Below are 17,145 nucleotides of genomic sequence, written 5' to 3' on the forward strand. Positions count from 1 at the left end.
CCGTTCGCGACTGCGGGGCTCGCAAGCTCACTCCTCGCGCTTCACACATTTCTACTTCCGCAGCTTCGGGTCGAGGGCCTCACGCATCGCCTCACCGAGCAGGGTGAAGCCCAGCGCGGTGATGATGATGGCGACCGCCGGGTAGATGGCCAGTGCGGGCCGGATGCCGAGCCACGGCTGCGCGTCGGCCAGCATGACGCCCCACTCGGGTACGGACGAGTCCGGGTTACCGAGACCGAGGTACGACAGAGCGGCGGCCTCGATGATCGCGGTGGCGAGCGTCAGCGTGGCCTGCACGATGACCGGGGCCAGCGAGTTCGGCAGCACGTGCGCCAGCGCGATCTTCGACTTGCTGACGCCGAGCGAGGTGGACGCCAGCACGTATTCCTTGTTGGACTGGACGATCATCGAGCCGCGCAGCAGCCGGGCGAAGACCGGCACCGAGACCATACCGACGGCGATCATGACGGTGATCAGGCTCGGCCCGAGCAGCGCCGCGATGCTCACCGCGAGCAGCAGGCTGGGCAGCGCCAGCAGCATGTCGATGAAGCGCATCAGGACGGCGTCCACCATGCGGCCCCACCGGCCGCCGAGCCCGGCGGCGGCACCCGCCACACCGCCGATCAGCGCACCGAGCGCCAGACCGATCAGGGTGGCGACCACGCCGACCAGCAGGGTCTGCCGGGCTCCGATGATCATCCGGCTGAACACGTCCCGACCCTGGTGGTCGTAGCCGAGCCAGTGTTCGGAGGAGGGGCCGGGGATGAGGCCCTGCCCCACCTTGACCACACCTTCGCGGATGCCCATGGTGTCCTTCGGGCCGTACGGCACGAAGAACGGCCCGAAGATGGCGACCAGGACGAAGATGGCCAGGATGACCGCGCCGACGATGGCGGCGGGGTTACGTCGCAGCCGGCGGAACGCGTCCTGCCAGAGGCTGACCCCGCGCTCGTCCTCCCGGGCGGCCAGTTCGGCGAGGCGGTCGATCTTCTCGCGCTTCTTCCCGCTGATGATCGTCATCGGACCCTCACCCTCGGGTCGATCAGGCTGTACGAGAGGTCCACGATCAGGTTCACCATCACGTAGACCACTGCGATGATCATGATGAAGCCCATCAGTACGGGATAGTCACGGTTACTGATGGACTCGGCGAGGAAGGCCCCGATCCCGCTGAAGGCGAAAACCGTCTCGGTGAGCACCGCCCCGGAGAGCAGGCCGCCGGTGAGCAGACCGATCGAGGTGGCCACCGGCAGCATCGCGTTGCGCAGCACGTGCCGACGGCGTACGACGTTCTCGGTCAGGCCCTTGGCCTCGGCGGTGCGGACGAAGTCCTCGCCCAGCACTTCGAGCACACTCGCCCGGGTGATTCGGACGATGATCGCCAACGGGATGCTGGCCAGTGCCATGCCCGGCAGGACCAGATGCCAGAGCGCGTCGGCGGCGGCGTCCCACTCCCGGGTCATCAGCCCGTCCAGGACGAAGAAGTTGGTGATCCGGGTGGCGCCGAGGATCGGGTCCTGGCGACCGCTGGACGGGAACCAGCCGAGGTTCTCCGAGAAGATCGCCTTGAGCACGTACGCCAGGAAGAAGACCGGGATGCAGATGCCGATCAGCGATCCACCGACGGACGCGTAGTCGAGGAACCGGCCGCGCTTGCGGGCGGCCAGGTAGCCCAGCGGGATACCGATGCCGATCGCGATCACCATGGCGGTGATGGTCAGCTCGATGGTGCCGGGGAAGCGCTGGAGGAACTCGGTGGTCACCTCGCGCTTGGTGGAGATGGACGTGCCGAGGTCGAGGCGGAGCATCCGCTTCACGAACCGGCCGTACTGGATCAGGATCGGCTCGTCGAGGCCGAGGTTACGGCGAATGGCGGCCCGCATCTCAGGCGTACCCCGCTCGCCGAGGATGGCGGTCTCAGGGCCGCCCGGCAGCCGCCGGAGCCAGATGAACAACAGGATGGAGAGCCCGAACAGCGTGGGTATCAGCTGTAGTAGGCGTCTGACGATGAACCGGAACACGGCGGCCTCGGAGGGGTGCTGAGGATCGCGGGCGGACGCTGTGGGTAACAGCGCCCGCCCGCGGTCGGTGCTTCAGGTCAGGACTTGAACTCGGCGGTGGAGAACCGCTCGTCGGTGAGCGGGCTCGCCTTGACCCCGGTCACGTCCTTGCCGAACACGATGGCCGGCGGCGAGTGCGAGATCGGCACACCGGGCAGGAAGTTCATGATGTCGGCGTTCAGCTCCTTGTAGAGCGCGGTGCGCTCCGCCATGTCGGCGGTGCTGTCAGCCTTCTTGAACTTCTCGAACAGGGCCGGGTTGTTGAAGCCCCACTCGTCCTTCTGCCGGTCGAAGAACGTACCGATGAAGTTGTAGCCGTCGCCGTAGTCGCCGGTCCATCCGAGGAAGTGGATGTCGTGCTTGTCACCGGAGGTGGTGGCGTTGAGGTAGTCCGGGCTCCACTTGAGCGGGATCGCCTCGATCTTGATGCCGGCCGCCTGGAGGTCCGCCGAGACCAGCTCGAACAGGTCCTTCGGGTTCGGCATGTAGGGCCGGGTGACCTCGGTCGGGTAGTGGAACCGCAGGGTCAGGTCCGACGCACCGGCCTCGGCCAGCAGCGCCTTGGCCTTCTCGACGTCGTACTCGTACTTGGTGACGTCGCCGTTCCAGCCCTCGACGGTGTCCGGGAAGAAGTTCACCGCGACCTGGGCGCCCGGGGGCAGCTTCGAGTCGACCAGGGCCTGGCGGTTGATCGCGTGCGCGAGCGCCTGCCGGACCTTGAGATCGGCCAGCTTCGGGTTCCCCTTCTGGTTGATCGCCAGGTAGAGGATGTTGAAGGCCGGACGGGTCAGGACGTTGAAGCCCTCGCCCTTCAGCGGCTCCACATCGGCCGGGCCGACCAGGTCGTAGCCCTGGATGCCGCCGGAACGCAGCTCCTGCTTACGGGCGTTCTCGTCCGAGATGGTCTTGAAGATCAGGCTCTTGAGCTTGGCCTTCTCGCCCCAGTAGTCCTCGTTGCGCTCCAGGGTCAGCGTCTTGTTCGGGACGTCCCAGGACTTGAACTTGAACGGACCGGTACCGGTCGGGTGCGCGGTCGCGTAAGCCGGGTACTTGATGTCATCCGCGCTGCCCGAGATGTTGCTGGCCTCGTACTGCTCCAGCGCCTTGGGGCTGTGGATGGAGAAGGACGGCAGCATCAGGGCGGCCGGGATCTTGCTGGAGACCCGGGTGAAGGCCAGGCTGACCGTGGTCGGGTCGGTGGCGGTGCAGGACTTGAAGAGGCTCTCGCCGAGGGCGGGGTCCTCGTTGGCGGCGTAGCCGCCCATGATGTCCTGCCAGTACGCCGTCACGTCGGGGCTCTGCATCAGGCCCTTGGCGTTGTACCAACGGTTGAAGTTGTAGCAGACGGCTTCGGCGTTGAACTCCTCGCCGTCGTGGAACTTCACGCCGGAACGCAGCTTGAACGTCCAGGTCGTGCCGGCGGCGTCCGGCTCCCAGGACTCGGCGAGACCGGGACTGACCTTGGTGCCACCCTCCTCCGGGCGGACCAGGGTTTCGAACACCTGACGGGCCACGCGCAACGATTCACCGTCGCTGGCGAGGCTGGGGTCGAGCACCTTCGGGTCTCCGGCAACGCCGAAGACGAGGGTGTCCTTCTTACTACCGCCGGAACCTTCTTCACGGTCGCTTTCGGCACAGCCTGCTACCGCGAGGGCCGCGGCCGCCATGGCCGCGATAGCGACCTTCGGCCTGGATGCACGCATGGTGCTTCACCTCGTCCTAGGGGGTACGGACAACGTGGTGACAGGGTCACCGCTGGCGGTGACCTTAGCTCCCGTTCGGACTGCCCGGAAACGGCACGGGAAGCTCTTGGTACCGGATCGTGTCCTTAGTGACCGAGCGCCGTAACAACCCCCATCGGACTATCGGACAAACAGCCCAATAACCCCACGCCAATCGATATCATTCTGTTACATCGATCGAACGTCCGATCACGACAGTGTCATACGTTCACGGGCCGCGCGAGCCGTACCCGCCAGCGCGGGCACGGCTCGAACACTGCCCCGGCGACCCGCCCGGCGACGCCTCTAGACGGCCCGCCGGCCCTCGAAGGCTCGGCCCAGCGTGATCTCGTCGGCGTACTCCAGGTCGCCGCCGACCGGCAGCCCGCTGGCCAGCCGGGTCACCGAGATCCCCATCGGCTTGACCATCAACGCGAGGTACGTGGCGGTCGCCTCGCCCTCGGTGTTCGGATCGGTGGCCAGGATCAACTCACGGACCGCACCGCCACCGAGCCGGGTCATCAACTCCCGGATGCGCAGATTGTCCGGACCGATGCCCTCCAGCGGGTTGATCGCCCCACCGAGCACGTGGTAGCGCCCGCGGAACTCACCGGTCCGCTCGATCGCCACGACGTCCTTCGGCTCCTCGACCACGCAGATCACCTCGTCGCTGCGACGCGGGTCGCGGCAGATCCGGCACTGGTCGGACTCGGCGACGTTGTAGCAGTTGGTGCAGAACCGCACCAACTCCTTGACCTTGCGTAACGCGCCCGCCAGCCGGTTGACGTCGGCCGGATCCGCGGACAGCACGTAGAAGGCGATCCGCTGGGCGCTCTTCGGACCGACGCCCGGCAGCCGACCCAACTCGTCGATCAGGTCCTGGATGGCACCCTCGTACATCTGCGGCTCAGAACCCGGGCAGGCCGAGGCCGCCCATCCCGCCCGCCACCGGGCCCATCTTCTGCTCGGTCAACTGGCGAGCCGCCTCGCTGGCGTTGTGCAACGCCGCGACGACCAGGTCCTCCAGGGTCTCCACGTCCTCCGGGTCGACCGCCTTCGGATCGATCTTGATGCTCTTGATCTCGCCCGCCCCGGAGACCGTCGCGGTGACCAGACCACCACCGGCGGTGCCGGTGACCTCGGCCTCGGCCAACTCGGCCTGCGCCTTGGCGATCTGCTGCTGCATCTTCTGCGCCTGCTTCAGCATCTGCTGCATGTTCGGCTGTCCACCAGGCCGCACGACGGCTCCCTTGACTCGGCTTACGTAACCACGCCCACCCTAACCGCCCCCACCGACCCCACCCCGCCCCCATACACCCCCACCCCACCCCCGCCCCACCCGCGCCGATCTTGCACTTTTGGTCGCCGAATTGCCCAGAACGCGGCCTTTACCCCGGCAAGAAGTGCAAGATCGACGGTGTACGGGGGGTCAGCGGGCGTCGAGTTCGCTGATTTTCTCGGTGGTGGCGAAGGCCTCGCGGAGGAGGCGTAGCGCCTGTTCCTCGCTCGACTCGCGGGCGGTCTTCTCGTCGATGATCTCGTCCAGCGGCTCGTCGCCCGGGTCGAAGCCTTCGTAGGCGGCGGTGGGGGCAGGCTGAGCACCGGTGTTGCGGATCGGGCCGTCGAAGTCCGGATCGTACGGGGGCTCACCGGCGAATTCGGCGTCCGCGGTCTGCCGGGTCGCCTGATCGGTACGCGCACCTCGCCCGGCCGCCGCGGCACGGGCCGCGGCGATCGCGCTGCTCGCCGGGGCGGCCCTGGTGCTGGTCGCCGGAACGGCCCGGGTGCTGCTCGCCGGGGTGGCCTTGGTGTTGCCGCTGGTCGGCGCGGCGGTGGGCGAGACGGTTTCGGTCGCGGCACGGGCGGTTGCGGTCGTGCCGGCGGACGCGCCACGAGCCGACGGGGCCGTCTGGTCACCTCCGCCACCCGGACGCGCCGGCTCGGGCCACTCGTCGACCACATCGGTCGCCGCCGAGGCCACGGGAGCAGAGCCGCCAGGGCGGGCCGGTTCCGGCCAACCCTCGTCGTCGACCGCCTCCGCCACCCCGACCGAGCTCCCGGCACCGGCCGAGCCCGCAGCCCTGACCGAGCCCGCAGCCCTGACCGAGCCCGCAGCACCAGGCGAGCCCGCAACTCCGGCCGAGCTAGCAGCACCGGCTGGGCCCGTAGCCCCGCCCGAGCCCGAAGCACCGGACGAGGTCGCAGCACCGGACGGGTTCGCGACGCCTGCTGAGCTTGCGGGGCCGGTGGCTGGTCCAACGCCTCCACCGGGTCGACCTGGCGCGCCACGCTCCGCGCTGGACGAGCCGGCGGACGGTTCGGTCCCCGCCCTGCTGTTGGCTGGGGCGGGCGCCGGACGGGGTGGAGCCGACGCGGCACGCGGACTCGCCGGCGCGCCGCCGCCACGCTCGCCGGCCACCTCGCACCGGATCTGCCAGCGGCCACCCAACTCCTCGTAGAGCGCCTCGATCAGCAACTCGGGTTCGTTGGAGAGGGCCTGGGCGTGGAAGGGGTACCGGAAGGTCAACACCAGCGTCTGGCCGTCGACCTCACGCACCGTGGCCTCGCGGGCCCAGGCGGCGACCTTCTTGCTCTTGCGGCCCACCTTGCCGACCACTTCGGGCCAGATCCGGCGCACCGCGGCGGCGTCGAGCACACCGGGCTGCACCGCGCCGGGTCGAGGCGGCTCGGGTGTGACGGGGTCTGGCATGACCGCCGAGGGCGGCACTGGACGACGCGACGGCGGCGCATCGGCCGGACCACCGGAGGCGGCCGTGTCACCAGCATGCGCGCCCACTGGTCCCTGACCGGCACCGTTCGGGTTCGGCGCTCTCGTCGCCTCCCGGTTCACACCGTGGCCGCTTCCGTCGTCGGCTGCCGGAGCACCGGCGGACGGCTGATGGGCACCGGCGTCACTTGCCGCCGGTCCACGGGTAGCCGTGTCACTTGCCGCCGGTCCACGGGTAGACGAGCTAACGGGGGCCTGCGCGCGGGTGCTGGCGTTCGCGGCGGCGGCGCGGGCGGCGGCCACCCCGGAAGGGGTACCGGGAGCCGCCGGTTCACCGGCGGTCCGAGGCGCAGACGCGGCGCCAGCCGCGGGCGGGGCGGGAGGCTGGGGGCGTACCGTCGGGGTGGTGGTGGCCGGCGCGGAGTCGGCGGCGGCCGGCAGGGCGTCGGTGCCGGCGAGGGTGAGCCGGCGTTCCATGCGTTCGAGGCGCTGGAGCAGGCCGCCGGTGGAGTCGTCCGCGGCGGGCAGCAGCATCCGGGCGCAGATCAGCTCCAGCAGCAGCCGGGGCGCGGTGGTGCCGCGCATGTCGACCAGGCCGTTGTGCACGATGTCGGCGCAGCGGGACAGCGTGGCGGGGCCGAGGCGCTGGGCCTGGGCGGTCATCCGCTCGATCTGGTCGGCCGGGCCGTCGATCAGGCCCTTGGCGGCGGCGTCCGGCACCTGCTGGAGCACGATCAGGTCACGCAGCCGTTCCAGCAGATCCGAGGCGAACCGGCGCGGGTCGTGCCCGGCCTCGGCGACCCGGTCGACGGTGGCGTACGCGGCGGCGCCGTCCCCGGCGGCCAGGGCGTCGCACATCTCGTCGATCAGCGCCGCGTCGGTGACACCGAGCAACGCGGCGGCCCGGGCGTACGTGACACCGTCCGGGCCGGCACCGGCGATGAGCTGGTCGAGTACGGAGAGACTGTCCCGGGCGCTGCCGCCACCGGCCCGCACGACCAGCGGGAACACCGCCGGCTCGACCTCGACGCCCTCGGCCTGGCAGAGCTGCTCCAGGTAGGGCCGCAGCACCTTCGGCGGGATCAGCCGGAACGGGTAGTGGTGGGTCCGCGACTTGATCGTGCCGAGGACCTTCTCCGGCTCGGTGGTGGCGAAGATGAACTTGACGTACTCCGGGGGCTCCTCGACCAGCTTGAGCAGGGCGTTGAAGCCGGCCGACGAGACCATGTGCGCCTCGTCGATGACGTAGATCTTGAAGCGGCTGCTGGCCGGCGCGAAGAACGCCTTCTCCCGCAGCTCACGGGCATCGTCCACGCCACCGTGGCTGGCCGCGTCGATCTCGATGACGTCGATCGAGCCGGCCCCGTCGCTGCCCAGCGAGCGGCACGACGCGCAGACCCCGCACGGCTCGGGGGTGGGACCGTGCTCACAGTTGAGGGAGCGGGCCAGGATCCGGGCGCTGGAGGTCTTGCCACACCCACGCGGCCCGGAGAAGAGGTACGCATGGTTGAGCCGCCCGCTACGCAGCGCCTGCGACAGCGGCTCGGTGACGTGCTCCTGCCCGATGACCTCGGCGAAGGTACGCGGCCGGTACTTGCGGTAGAGCGCCAATGCCACGGCGTCCCGCCTCCTCTCGACCGCGCCATTCTCCGCCGCCCGCGCCCGACTGACCACCCACCCCGCCGGGCACTCACCTGTGATCGACTCCGTTACGCCGATGTGGCGGCATCGACAGGCCCGGGACACCCCCATACCGCCGAAACGGCGTCGATCACGGGGCCTTGAGACGAAAAGGCCCCCCGTGCACCCGGCAGAGCTCGCTTATCCTTGCTGCCTTCCGGCCCTGGGGAGGTTCACGAGGTACCGCCGCACGGGAGGTAGCACCAGCCTACCCGACCCGTCGTCGATCTTCAGGGGGTGGTGGGGTGGGCAACGTCTCGGGGACCTGTATCCTGGCTCGCGGAGGATTCGCCTAGAGGCCTAGGGCGCACGCTTGGAAAGCGTGTTGGGTTAACACCCTCACGAGTTCGAATCTCGTATCCTCCGCTCATCCGAGCAGGAAAAACGACAGGGCCGGCCCCACGGGGACCGGCCCTGAGTCGTCGGTACGGGGCTGATCAACTCCGTATCGCCGAAGTGGTGGTATCCGGGCGGCGGTGTCACCGCCATATCGCCGAAACGGCGCGTGCTCACGCTGCGGCGACCGAGCGGCGATACTGGCCGGGTGGGAGTACGTGCGCGGACGAACCCGCTCCAGACCGGCGTCGTACACATGTTCTATCCACAGGCTGTGGACGCGGGGTGAGTTACCAGCTCAGCGCGATCGTCGCGGACGCCGAGTTGCTGCGCGAGGAGACCCGCGACCTGGATCATGCCGTGCTCGGCGAGCTGCGGCAGGACTTCGCGCTGCTGCCGGTGACTCCACAGCTGGTGCAGGAGTTGACCGGCGCCGCCCTGGACTACGCGACCGGCGAGCCCGGCCCGGAGCAGCCCTTCGCCCTCACCCTCTCCCCCGCGCTTACCGAAACGCTGACCCGCTGGTCGCGGCGCGGGCCGGTGGCGTACGTCGAGGCGGAGTTCGCCGGTGGTGCCGGGCACCAGGCGGCCGCGGTGTGGTTGGACGGCGCGCTGGCCTGGGGGCCGCGGTTCGACTCGGCGTTCGACGGGCCGCGACCGCAGTGGCCGATCAACGCCGCCCTGATCGAGTTGGGCGCGGAGCCCGGCACCTGGATCGATCCCTTCGCCGAGCTGGGGTTGCACGTCGAGCGCAGCACCGAAGGATGGCTCACGCACGGGCGACGCGGGCTGAGCGCCGACTACTGGGACGAGTTGGCCGAGGAATGGGAAGCCCGGCAATAACCTCTGCGCTCCCGTCACGTTGGTGACTGGGGGATTCTGATGAAATTGCGACAATTCGGCTTCATCGCCGCACTGCTTCTGGCTGCCTCGGCATCGGGCAGCGGACCCATGCCACCGGAGGGCATCGCCATGCCCGAACCCGTCGCGTCGGTCACCGTGGTCGATCTCGACGGACTGGCCGATGTGGACTTCGGCGACACCGAGGCCGAGCTGACCCGACGCGGGATACTTCGGACCGACGTCGACGCCTGCGGCCCGACGCTGGCCGGTCACGCCATGGTCAGTCCGATCTTCATCGACGATCGGCTGGTGCTGCTCTGGGCCGGCGACCCGGTCCGCACCCCTGAGGGGATCACGGCCGGCACACCGATCGCCGAGGTCCGGGCCGCATATCCGACGGTACGAGAGCTGAACGCTCCACAGGGGACGTACCGTCTCGACGGTCTACTTGCTCGCGACGGCGACCGCGCCTACCTCTTCCTGCACGACGGTCAGGCGGTCCAGAAGATCATCGCCGGCTACGCCAGCTGGGCACACCGCCTCTTCGTCGAAGGCCACGGCCCCTGCTGACCCGGGGGCAGCGTTAGGCCGATCGTTCAGCGGGGCTGCGGGACCGGGTGCAGGCAGATCCCGGGCATCAGCACCTGCATGATCGAGCGGGTCAGCTCCTCGGGCGGGGTCGACGCACGAGCCCAGACGAACGTGTAGATGAACAGGCCCAGGATGCCCTCCACGAACGCGAGGTCCAGCGGCCGGAACTCGCCCGCGCTCGCGCCCTCCTGGAGGACCTGCCGCCACCGGTCGAGGTACTGCTGGCGGCGCTGGAGGATCTGCGCCTTGCCGTCGGCGCCGAGGACGCTGTACTCGCGGAGGAACACCGTCCAGGCGGCGAGGTCGGCGGCCATCGCGTTGCCCAGGTCGGTACCGAGTTGCCGCAGCTTGGTGGTGGCGTCGGCGTCGGCGGCCAGGATCTGGTCGCTGCTGACGAGGATGCGGTCGATCGGGTCGAGCATGATCTCCAGCAGCAGTTCTTCCTTGCTGGCGATGTGGTGGTAGAAGCCGCCCTTTTGCAGGCCGACCGCGTCGAGTAGCTCCGCCAGACCCGTCCCGTGATACCCCTGCCGCGCAAACAGGTCTGCGCTGGCGGTGAGGATGCGGGCCCGCGTGTCTTCGCTCCTCGTTCGCATCAGATCGTCCCTTTCAGTAACCCCGGCCGAATGCGAGCGGGTTACGTTTCGATTTCAAGCTACCGGACCGACCGGTCGGTCCGGTACGGTCCTCCTCAACGTACCGACTGGTCGGTAGGGGTCGCTGGGGAGGTGACACATGCCGGATAGTGCAGCAGCTGATGGCCTGCTCGCGGTCCATGACGGCCTGCGGACGGCCCTCGCCGGACGCCCCGAGATCCACGTCGCCTGGGGCCCGGAACTGGCTGAGGACCCTTCCCCCGCCGCCGCGGCGCTCCGTGCCGCCGAGGCGAGCTGGGAATGGAGTGCCCTGGGCTTCGCCAGCCGATCCTTCTGGGATCTGCACGTGGGCATCCTTCCCGTCGAGTCGGGCTTCTCCGTAGGCCTGCACTGGACCCGCGCTCTCGACCACGAGGTCCGCCCATGGGCACCGATCGCGGTGCCCGGAGGAACCCTGCGGTTCGCCGCAGTCGCCGGAGAGTACCAACTGCTCACCGCCGACTCCACAGGCGTCGCGACGCACAGTATCCGATCCGCCGTGGACGTGGCCCTGGCCGTCGCCACCCGGGTCCTATCCAAGATCACCGATGACGCTCACCCGGCCGAGGTGTTCGCACCAACAGATTGCACAACTAGGGAGAAGACATGCGGTTGAAGGGACGGCTGGTCGTCGCCACGTTGGCGAGCACCTGCATGCTGTTCGCCGCCGGGTGCGGTAACGCGACCGGCGACTCGAACTCGTCGGCGGGCTCGTCGGGCTCGTCGACAAACGGTTGTGACACCAAGGAGATCGGTCCGGGTGTCACGGACAGTGAGATCCTGGTGGGCACCACCATGCCACTGTCCGGCTCGGGTGCCGCGGGTGGCCTCGGCACCAAGGAGGGGCAGGAGGCGTACTACGCCAAGCTGAACGCCGAGGGTGGCGTGCAAGGTCGGAAGATCAAGCCGATCATCCTCGACGACGCGTACGACCCGTCGACCGCGCAGAAGCAGATGCGTCAGCTGGTCGAGAAGGAGGAGATCCTCGTCGTCTCCGGCGGTGAGGGCACCCCCAACTTCCTCGGCGCCGTGCCGTACCTCGACCGCAAGAAGGTACCGGCCATCGCCCCGTACGCGCCCAGCGACGAGCTCGGCGGCGACAAGAACCAGTACGTCTTCATGGCGACTGTCGACTACATCCAGGAATTCGAGATCCTGACCGACTACGTGCTCGCCCAGGAGACGCCGAAGAAGATGGCGCTCGTCGGTGTGGCCGGCAACGTCGGTGACAACGCGAAGCTCGGCATGGAGAAGGCGCTGGAGGGCAAGGGCATCGAGCTGCTCTACGTCCCCGAGACGCCGGGCACCACCGACTTCACCCCGATCGCCACCCAGCTCAAGCAGTTCAACGCCGAGTACGTGTTCCTCATCCTGACCAACGCCGACACCGGCGGCCTGCTCCAGGCGATGTCCCGCATCGGGTACACCCCGAAGACCGGTGCCTGGGCCGGCATGAGCGACGACTCCTACATCAAGGAGTTCGGTGCGCTCTCGCAGGACATGCTGGTCGCGCTGGAGACCTCGTCGCTGGACAGCGAGAACCCGCTGGTCAAGCAGTTCGTCGCGGACTTCACCGCGCAGACCGGCAAGGCGCCGAGCAAGTTCAACCAGCTCGGCTGGGTGCAGGCGCAGCTGACCGCCGAGGCGCTGAAGCGGGCCGAGGGCCTCAACCGCGGCTGTGTGATCGAGGCGCTCGAGACCTTCGAGAACTTCGAGACCGGCATCCTGCCCCCGGTCACCTGGGGCAAGGGCGACCGTGCCGGCGTCGACGCGGTCGGCATCGGCCAGATCAAGGGCGACAAGCTCGTCGTCCTCGAAGAGACCAAGTCCCTGCAGAAGTGACCTCTCCGGGGGTGGGTCCGGCGCAGTCCGACCCACCCCCGGACCAGTACGAGACCAGGAGTCCACGTGGGTGACCTCGGTCAGATCATTCTCGGTGGTGTCACCACCGGCAGCCTCTACGCACTCTTCCTGCTGGGCGTGCTGATCGTCTTCCAGGTCAGCAAGAGCATGAACTTCGCGTACGGGCAGGTCGGCATGATCGCCGCCTTCAGCGCATGGTTCTTCTACTCCGAGCAGGGCCTGCCCGTGCCGGTGGCGCTGGTGATCGGTGTGCTGATCGCCGTGATCGTGAACAGCGCGATCGACTTCGCCGCCATTCGCCGGATCCCGGCGGGTCGGCCGGGCCTGGACCTGGTCGTCACCCTCGGCATCTTCCTGCTCATCACGGCCGTCATGCAGCAGCTGATCGACGCCAACGCGCACACCTTCGTCTCGCTCGGCGCGGACACCCGCACCGAGGTCGCCGGGGTGGTGGTCAGCATGAGTGACGGCATCGTCATCGGCCTGACCGTGGTGACCGTTCTAGCGGCGTACCTGCTGCTCAACCGGACCAGCCTGGGCACGTCGCTGCGGGCGAGCGCCGAGGACGCCGGCATCGCGCAGGCGGCCGGCGTGAACGTCCGCGCGCTGCGGACCGCCACCTGGGCGGTGGCCGGTCTGATCGCGGCGGTCGTCGCCATCCTGGTCGCCAGCCGGCTGTCGGTCGACGCGTTCTACATGACGCCGTTCCTGATCAAGGCGTTCATCGCCGGGATGATCGGCGGCCTCGACCGGTTCTGGCTGCCACTGGTGGTCGCCGTGGCGCTCGGGGTCTACGAGTCGCTGGCGGTCTACCTGCTCGGCGCGAGCGCCGGCACGCCGGCGGTCTTCCTCCTGATCATCGTCGTCCTGGCGCTGGTGCCGAAGCGGTTCGTCAACGAGCGGAACGAGGTGCGAGCATGACCGGCACCACCATGACGCGGCCCCGCCGCGACGGGAAGAACCCGACGGTGGGCAAAGGTCGGGGCGTACCCCGCCTGCTGACCCGGGTGGCCGTCTTCGCTGTGATCGCCGCGGTTCCGCCGCTGCTCTTCGACGACTACTGGGTGTTCATGGCGGCGCAGGTCCTCGCGTTCGCGGTGGCCACCCTGGGCCTGGACATCCTGTACGGGCGGACCGGGCAGATGTCGTTGGCGCACGCCTCCTTCATGGGCGTGGGCGCCTACACCACCTACGTCATGGCGAACCACGGCTACGGACCCGTCATGCAGCTCGCCGCGGTCATCGGCGTGGCGTTGGTCGCCGCGCTTGTCGTCTCCGTACCCACGCTGCGGTTGTCCGGCATGCGGCTGGCGCTGGTGACGCTCGCCTTCGGTGAGCTGCTGGCCTGGGCCATCCGGAACACCACCGACCTCACCGGTGGCACCCAGGGGGCCTCGGTCGACCCGTTCCTGTTCGGGCGGCTGGACTCCAGCGAACCGCTGCACGCGTACCTGATCGCGCTGGTCCCCGCGGCCATCGCCACCGCGTTCGCCGTGCACCTCGGCCGGACTCAGCTCGGCCGCCGGATGCTCGCCATACGCGACAGCGAACTCGCCGCAGAGTCGGTCGGCGTGGCGGTGGCCCGTACGAAGATCACCGCGTTCCTGATCAGCGCTGTGTACGCGGGCGTCGCCGGCTGGCTCTACGCCGGCATCACCGGATTCATCGCACCGCCCGACTTCGACCTGTTCGCCTCGGTGTACCTCTTCGTCGCCGTGGTGATCGGCGGCGCGGGCACCGTGCTGGGGGCCTGGCTGGGCGCCTCGTACGTGGTGCTGATGCCCGAGGTGTTCACCCTGGCCGGCCAGCCGAACCTCTACCCGATCGTGGGTGGCGCCCTGCTGGCGATCGTGGCGCTGGTGGTGCCCGACGGCATCGTCGGGCTCGGACGCAACGTGTGGCGTCGGATCAGAGGCGTACGTGGGGACGAGGAGGAATCCAAATGAGCACGACCACCGACGCGCCGCACGTACGGACCGAAGGGTTGACCGTCCGGTACGGCGCCTTCCAGGCACTGCGTGACGTCACCGTCAGCCTGCCGGCGGGCGGGATCAGCGGCCTGATCGGCCCCAACGGCGCGGGCAAGACCACACTGCTCAACGCGATCAGCGGTTTCACCCCGATCGCCGAGGGCTCCGTGCACATCGGCCACCGCAACATCACCGCGCTCGGCACCCGCCGCCGCGCCCTCGCCGGCGTGGTACGCGGCTTCCAGACGGTACGGCTGATGGAACGCGAGTCGGTGCTGACGAACGTGCTGGTCGGGACCGAACGACTGCCGCAGCCGAACGCGCTCGCCCAGTTCCTCGCGTTGCCGTCGCAGTGGCGCGCCCGCAACCGGGACATGGCGGCGGCGACCGAGGTGCTCGACCTGCTGGGCCTGGCCCGGCAGGCGCACCGCCGGGTGGACGAACTGCCGTTCGCCAGCCGCCGCCTGGTGGAGGTGGCCCGGGTCCTGGTCTCCGCACCGTCGGTGATCCTGCTGGACGAGCCGGCCGCCGGCCTCGACCAGGAGGGACGGCAGGAGCTGGCCGCCGTACTCACCCGGGTCCATGAGAACCATCCGTCGACCATGGTCGTCGTCGAGCACGACGTGGACCTGGTCAAGAGCCTCTGCTCGTACGTCATCGCCCTCGACTCCGGTGCCTTCCTGCGCGACGGCACCCCGGCCGAGGTGTTCGGTGACCGGCAGGTGCAGCTCGCGTACTTCGGGAGGGCCGCAAGTGCTGACGCTTGAGTCGGTCAAGGGCTGGTACGGCTCGACCCAGGCCCTGTTCGGGGTGAACCTGCGCGTACCGCCGGGCAAGACCGTCGCCCTGGTCGGCACGAACGGTGCCGGCAAGACCACCACACTGCGGGCCATCCTCGGCGCGGTCCGCACCGAGGGATCGGTACGCGTCGACGACGTCGACATCTCGGCGAAGCCGACGCACCGGCGGGTCAACGACCACCACATCTCGGTCGTCCACGAGGGGCGTGGCCTGCTGTCCCAGCTGTCCGTCCTGGAGAACCTGACGGTCGGCGCGAACCGCGCGCAGCGGGCCCGCATCGACGAGGTGCTTGACCTGTTCCCGGCGTTGCAGGGTCGTACCCACCAGAAGGTGTCGCTGCTCTCCGGCGGGCAGCAGCAGATGGTGGCGCTGGGTCGGGCGCTGCTGCGCGACCCGAAGTACCTGCTGCTCGACGAGCCGGGTCTGGGCCTGGCACCGGTCGTCATCGACGAGATCTACCGCTACATCGCCGAGTTGTGCTCGCGCGGCATGGGGGTGCTGCTCGTCGAGCAGAGCGTCGCGCGGGCCGCGAGCGTCGCCGACGAACTCGTCCTGCTCCGCGTCGGCACCGTCGACCGGGTCATCGACACCACCGACTCCGCCCAGGTCGACCAACTCGTCGCCGACGCGTTCGGCGTCCATCACTGACAATCGAAAGGACTCACGTGAGCACCATCGCACTGACGAACGCCACTGTCTTCGACGCCACCGGCGCGGAGCCCGTGGAGGGTGCCACCGTCGTGGTGGACGGCGAGCTGATTGTCGACGTCGCGGCCGGCGGTGCGGTGCCGGCCAGCGCCGACCGCGTGATCGACTGCGGCGGCCGGACCGTGATGCCCGGCCTCATGGACGCGCACGTGCACATCGGCGCGATCGACGTCAACATCCTCGAACAGCACCGGAACTACCAGACCAGCCACGCGGCGCTGAAGATGGGGCGGATCCTGAACCGCACCCTGATGCAGGGCTACACCACCGTGCGGGACGCCGGTGGCTGCGACGCGGGTTTCCGGCAGGCCGTTGAACAGGGTGACATCCTCGGTCCCCGGCTGCTGGTGTCGAACGCGCCGCTGTCGATGACCGGGGGGCACGCCGACTGGCGGCGTCCCACCGAGCGCGGCAACACCGTCGAGTGCTGCTCCCAGGTGGGCATGAACGCGATCGTCGCGGACGGCCCGGAGGAGATCCGCAAGGGTGTACGGGAGAACATCCGTACCGGCGCCGACCAGATCAAGGTCATGGCCAGCGGCGGCGCGATGTCCCCCGCCGACGAGCTGGACACCATCCAGTACAGCCCGGAGGAGCTGCGGATGGCGGTGCAGACCGCCGAGGCCGCCGGCAAGTACGTGCTGGCGCACGCCTACTCCTCCGCCGCGATCCGCAACTGCGTCGAGGCCGGCGTCCGCTCGATCGAGCACGGCAACCTGATGGACGAGGAGACCGCCGCGCTGCTCGCCGAGGTCGGCACCTACCTGGTGCCCACCCTCTCCACCTACGAGCTGCTGCACCGCCAGGGTGCCGAGCACGGGGTCGCCCCGGAGCCGTTGGAGAAGATCCGGATGGCCCACGAGCAGGGCCTGCGTTCGCTGGAGTACGCCTACCGTGCCGGCGTCCGCATCGCCAGCGGCTCCGACCTGCTCGGTCCGATGTTCGAGCACAAGCACCGGGAGCTGTCCCTCAAGGCGGAGATCATGCCGGCCGCTGCGGTGCTGATCGCCACGACCCGCGTCAACGCCGAACTGTTCGGCCTGGCCGACCGGCTCGGCACGGTCGAGGCCGGCAAGCTCGCCGACCTGATCGTCGTGGACGGACGCCCCTGGGAGGACATCGCGGTCTTCGCCAGCCCCACCGCCGTACCCGTCGTCATCAAGGGCGGCGACCTGGTCAAGTACGAGCTCTCCTGATCCGACCCCCTGA

General features: G+C 69.2%; 16 protein-coding genes, 1 tRNA gene and 1 other RNA gene. 10 read left to right on the plus strand and 8 right to left on the minus strand.

Annotation, left to right across the window (positions count from 1 at the left end; genetic code table 11):
* Positions 1–51: 51 nt before the first annotated feature.
* The 7 genes from JMF97_RS21630 to ffs all read right to left on the minus strand — a co-directional run bounded on the left by JMF97_RS21630 (position 52) and on the right by ffs (position 8,389).
* Positions 52–1,020 (minus strand): ABC transporter permease, encoded by a 969-nt coding sequence (locus JMF97_RS21630; RefSeq protein WP_203223175.1) that lies wholly within the window; start codon positions 1,018–1,020, stop codon positions 52–54.
* Positions 1,017–2,021, minus strand: coding sequence for an ABC transporter permease (locus JMF97_RS21635; protein ID WP_203223176.1), 1,005 nt, complete (start codon positions 2,019–2,021; stop codon positions 1,017–1,019). The genes JMF97_RS21630 and JMF97_RS21635 overlap by 4 nt, the downstream gene beginning before the upstream one ends.
* Before the next feature lie 77 nt (positions 2,022–2,098).
* A complete protein-coding gene (locus tag JMF97_RS21640; RefSeq protein ID WP_203223177.1) occupies positions 2,099–3,763 on the minus strand; it encodes an ABC transporter substrate-binding protein in 1,665 nt (554 codons plus the stop codon).
* A 324-nt stretch (positions 3,764–4,087) separates the two neighbouring features.
* Positions 4,088–4,681, minus strand: a complete 594-nt coding sequence (recR, locus tag JMF97_RS21645) for a recombination mediator RecR (protein WP_013736362.1) — start codon at positions 4,679–4,681, stop codon at positions 4,088–4,090.
* Positions 4,682–4,688: 7 nt separating this feature from the next.
* Positions 4,689–4,997: a YbaB/EbfC family nucleoid-associated protein gene (locus JMF97_RS21650; protein WP_013736363.1), complete on the minus strand. Its 309-nt coding sequence runs from the start codon at positions 4,995–4,997 to the stop codon at positions 4,689–4,691.
* A 213-nt stretch (positions 4,998–5,210) separates the two neighbouring features.
* The gene (locus JMF97_RS21655) at positions 5,211–8,126 is read right to left on the minus strand and encodes a DNA polymerase III subunit gamma and tau (RefSeq protein ID WP_203223178.1); all 2,916 of its coding nucleotides are present in this window, start codon (positions 8,124–8,126) and stop codon (positions 5,211–5,213) included.
* 173 nt (positions 8,127–8,299) lie between these two features.
* Positions 8,300–8,389, minus strand: an RNA gene (gene ffs, locus JMF97_RS21660) — signal recognition particle sRNA small type.
* Between the two features lie 81 nt (positions 8,390–8,470).
* On the opposite strand from ffs, the gene JMF97_RS21665 reads away from it, so the two are divergent.
* The 3 genes from JMF97_RS21665 (at position 8,471) to JMF97_RS21675 (ending at position 9,938) form a co-directional block, all read left to right on the plus strand.
* Positions 8,471–8,555, plus strand: a tRNA-Ser gene (locus JMF97_RS21665).
* 255 nt (positions 8,556–8,810) lie between these two features.
* Positions 8,811–9,368 carry a hypothetical protein gene (locus JMF97_RS21670; RefSeq protein WP_203223179.1) on the plus strand — a complete coding sequence of 186 codons (558 nt, stop codon included), beginning with the start codon at positions 8,811–8,813 and terminating at the stop codon, positions 9,366–9,368.
* A 39-nt stretch (positions 9,369–9,407) separates the two neighbouring features.
* Positions 9,408–9,938: a thioredoxin domain-containing protein gene (locus JMF97_RS21675; protein ID WP_203223180.1), complete on the plus strand. Its 531-nt coding sequence runs from the start codon at positions 9,408–9,410 to the stop codon at positions 9,936–9,938.
* Positions 9,939–9,964: 26 nt separating this feature from the next.
* Here the strand turns inward: JMF97_RS21675 and JMF97_RS21680 are convergent, their stop codons facing one another.
* A complete protein-coding gene (locus JMF97_RS21680; RefSeq protein ID WP_203223181.1) occupies positions 9,965–10,555 on the minus strand; it encodes a TetR/AcrR family transcriptional regulator in 591 nt (196 codons plus the stop codon).
* A 139-nt stretch (positions 10,556–10,694) separates the two neighbouring features.
* On the opposite strand from JMF97_RS21680, the gene JMF97_RS21685 reads away from it, so the two are divergent.
* The 7 genes from JMF97_RS21685 to JMF97_RS21715 all read left to right on the plus strand — a co-directional run bounded on the left by JMF97_RS21685 (position 10,695) and on the right by JMF97_RS21715 (position 17,132).
* Positions 10,695–11,210 carry a hypothetical protein gene (locus JMF97_RS21685; protein ID WP_203223182.1) on the plus strand — a complete coding sequence of 172 codons (516 nt, stop codon included), beginning with the start codon at positions 10,695–10,697 and terminating at the stop codon, positions 11,208–11,210.
* Positions 11,201–12,436 carry an ABC transporter substrate-binding protein gene (locus tag JMF97_RS21690; RefSeq protein ID WP_203223183.1) on the plus strand — a complete coding sequence of 412 codons (1,236 nt, stop codon included), beginning with the start codon at positions 11,201–11,203 and terminating at the stop codon, positions 12,434–12,436. Before JMF97_RS21685 ends, JMF97_RS21690 begins: the two co-directional genes overlap by 10 nt.
* A gap of 66 nt (positions 12,437–12,502) precedes the next feature.
* On the plus strand, positions 12,503–13,378 hold the full coding sequence (locus JMF97_RS21695) for a branched-chain amino acid ABC transporter permease (RefSeq protein ID WP_203223184.1): 876 nt from the start codon (positions 12,503–12,505) through the stop codon (positions 13,376–13,378).
* Entirely contained in the window at positions 13,375–14,403 is a 1,029-nt protein-coding gene (locus JMF97_RS21700; RefSeq protein WP_203223185.1) for a branched-chain amino acid ABC transporter permease, read from the plus strand. Before JMF97_RS21695 ends, JMF97_RS21700 begins: the two co-directional genes overlap by 4 nt.
* The gene (locus JMF97_RS21705; protein WP_203223186.1) at positions 14,400–15,194 is read left to right on the plus strand and encodes an ABC transporter ATP-binding protein; all 795 of its coding nucleotides are present in this window, start codon (positions 14,400–14,402) and stop codon (positions 15,192–15,194) included. The genes JMF97_RS21700 and JMF97_RS21705 overlap by 4 nt, the downstream gene beginning before the upstream one ends.
* On the plus strand, positions 15,181–15,876 hold the full coding sequence (locus JMF97_RS21710) for an ABC transporter ATP-binding protein (RefSeq protein ID WP_203223187.1): 696 nt from the start codon (positions 15,181–15,183) through the stop codon (positions 15,874–15,876). The genes JMF97_RS21705 and JMF97_RS21710 overlap by 14 nt, the downstream gene beginning before the upstream one ends.
* Positions 15,877–15,893: 17 nt before the next feature.
* Positions 15,894–17,132 (plus strand): metal-dependent hydrolase family protein, encoded by a 1,239-nt coding sequence (locus JMF97_RS21715; RefSeq protein ID WP_203223188.1) that lies wholly within the window; start codon positions 15,894–15,896, stop codon positions 17,130–17,132.
* Positions 17,133–17,145: the final 13 nt, after the last annotated feature.

It is taken from the genome of Micromonospora fiedleri (assembly GCF_016774385.1).
GTDB lineage: Bacteria > Actinomycetota > Actinomycetes > Mycobacteriales > Micromonosporaceae > Micromonospora > Micromonospora gifhornensis.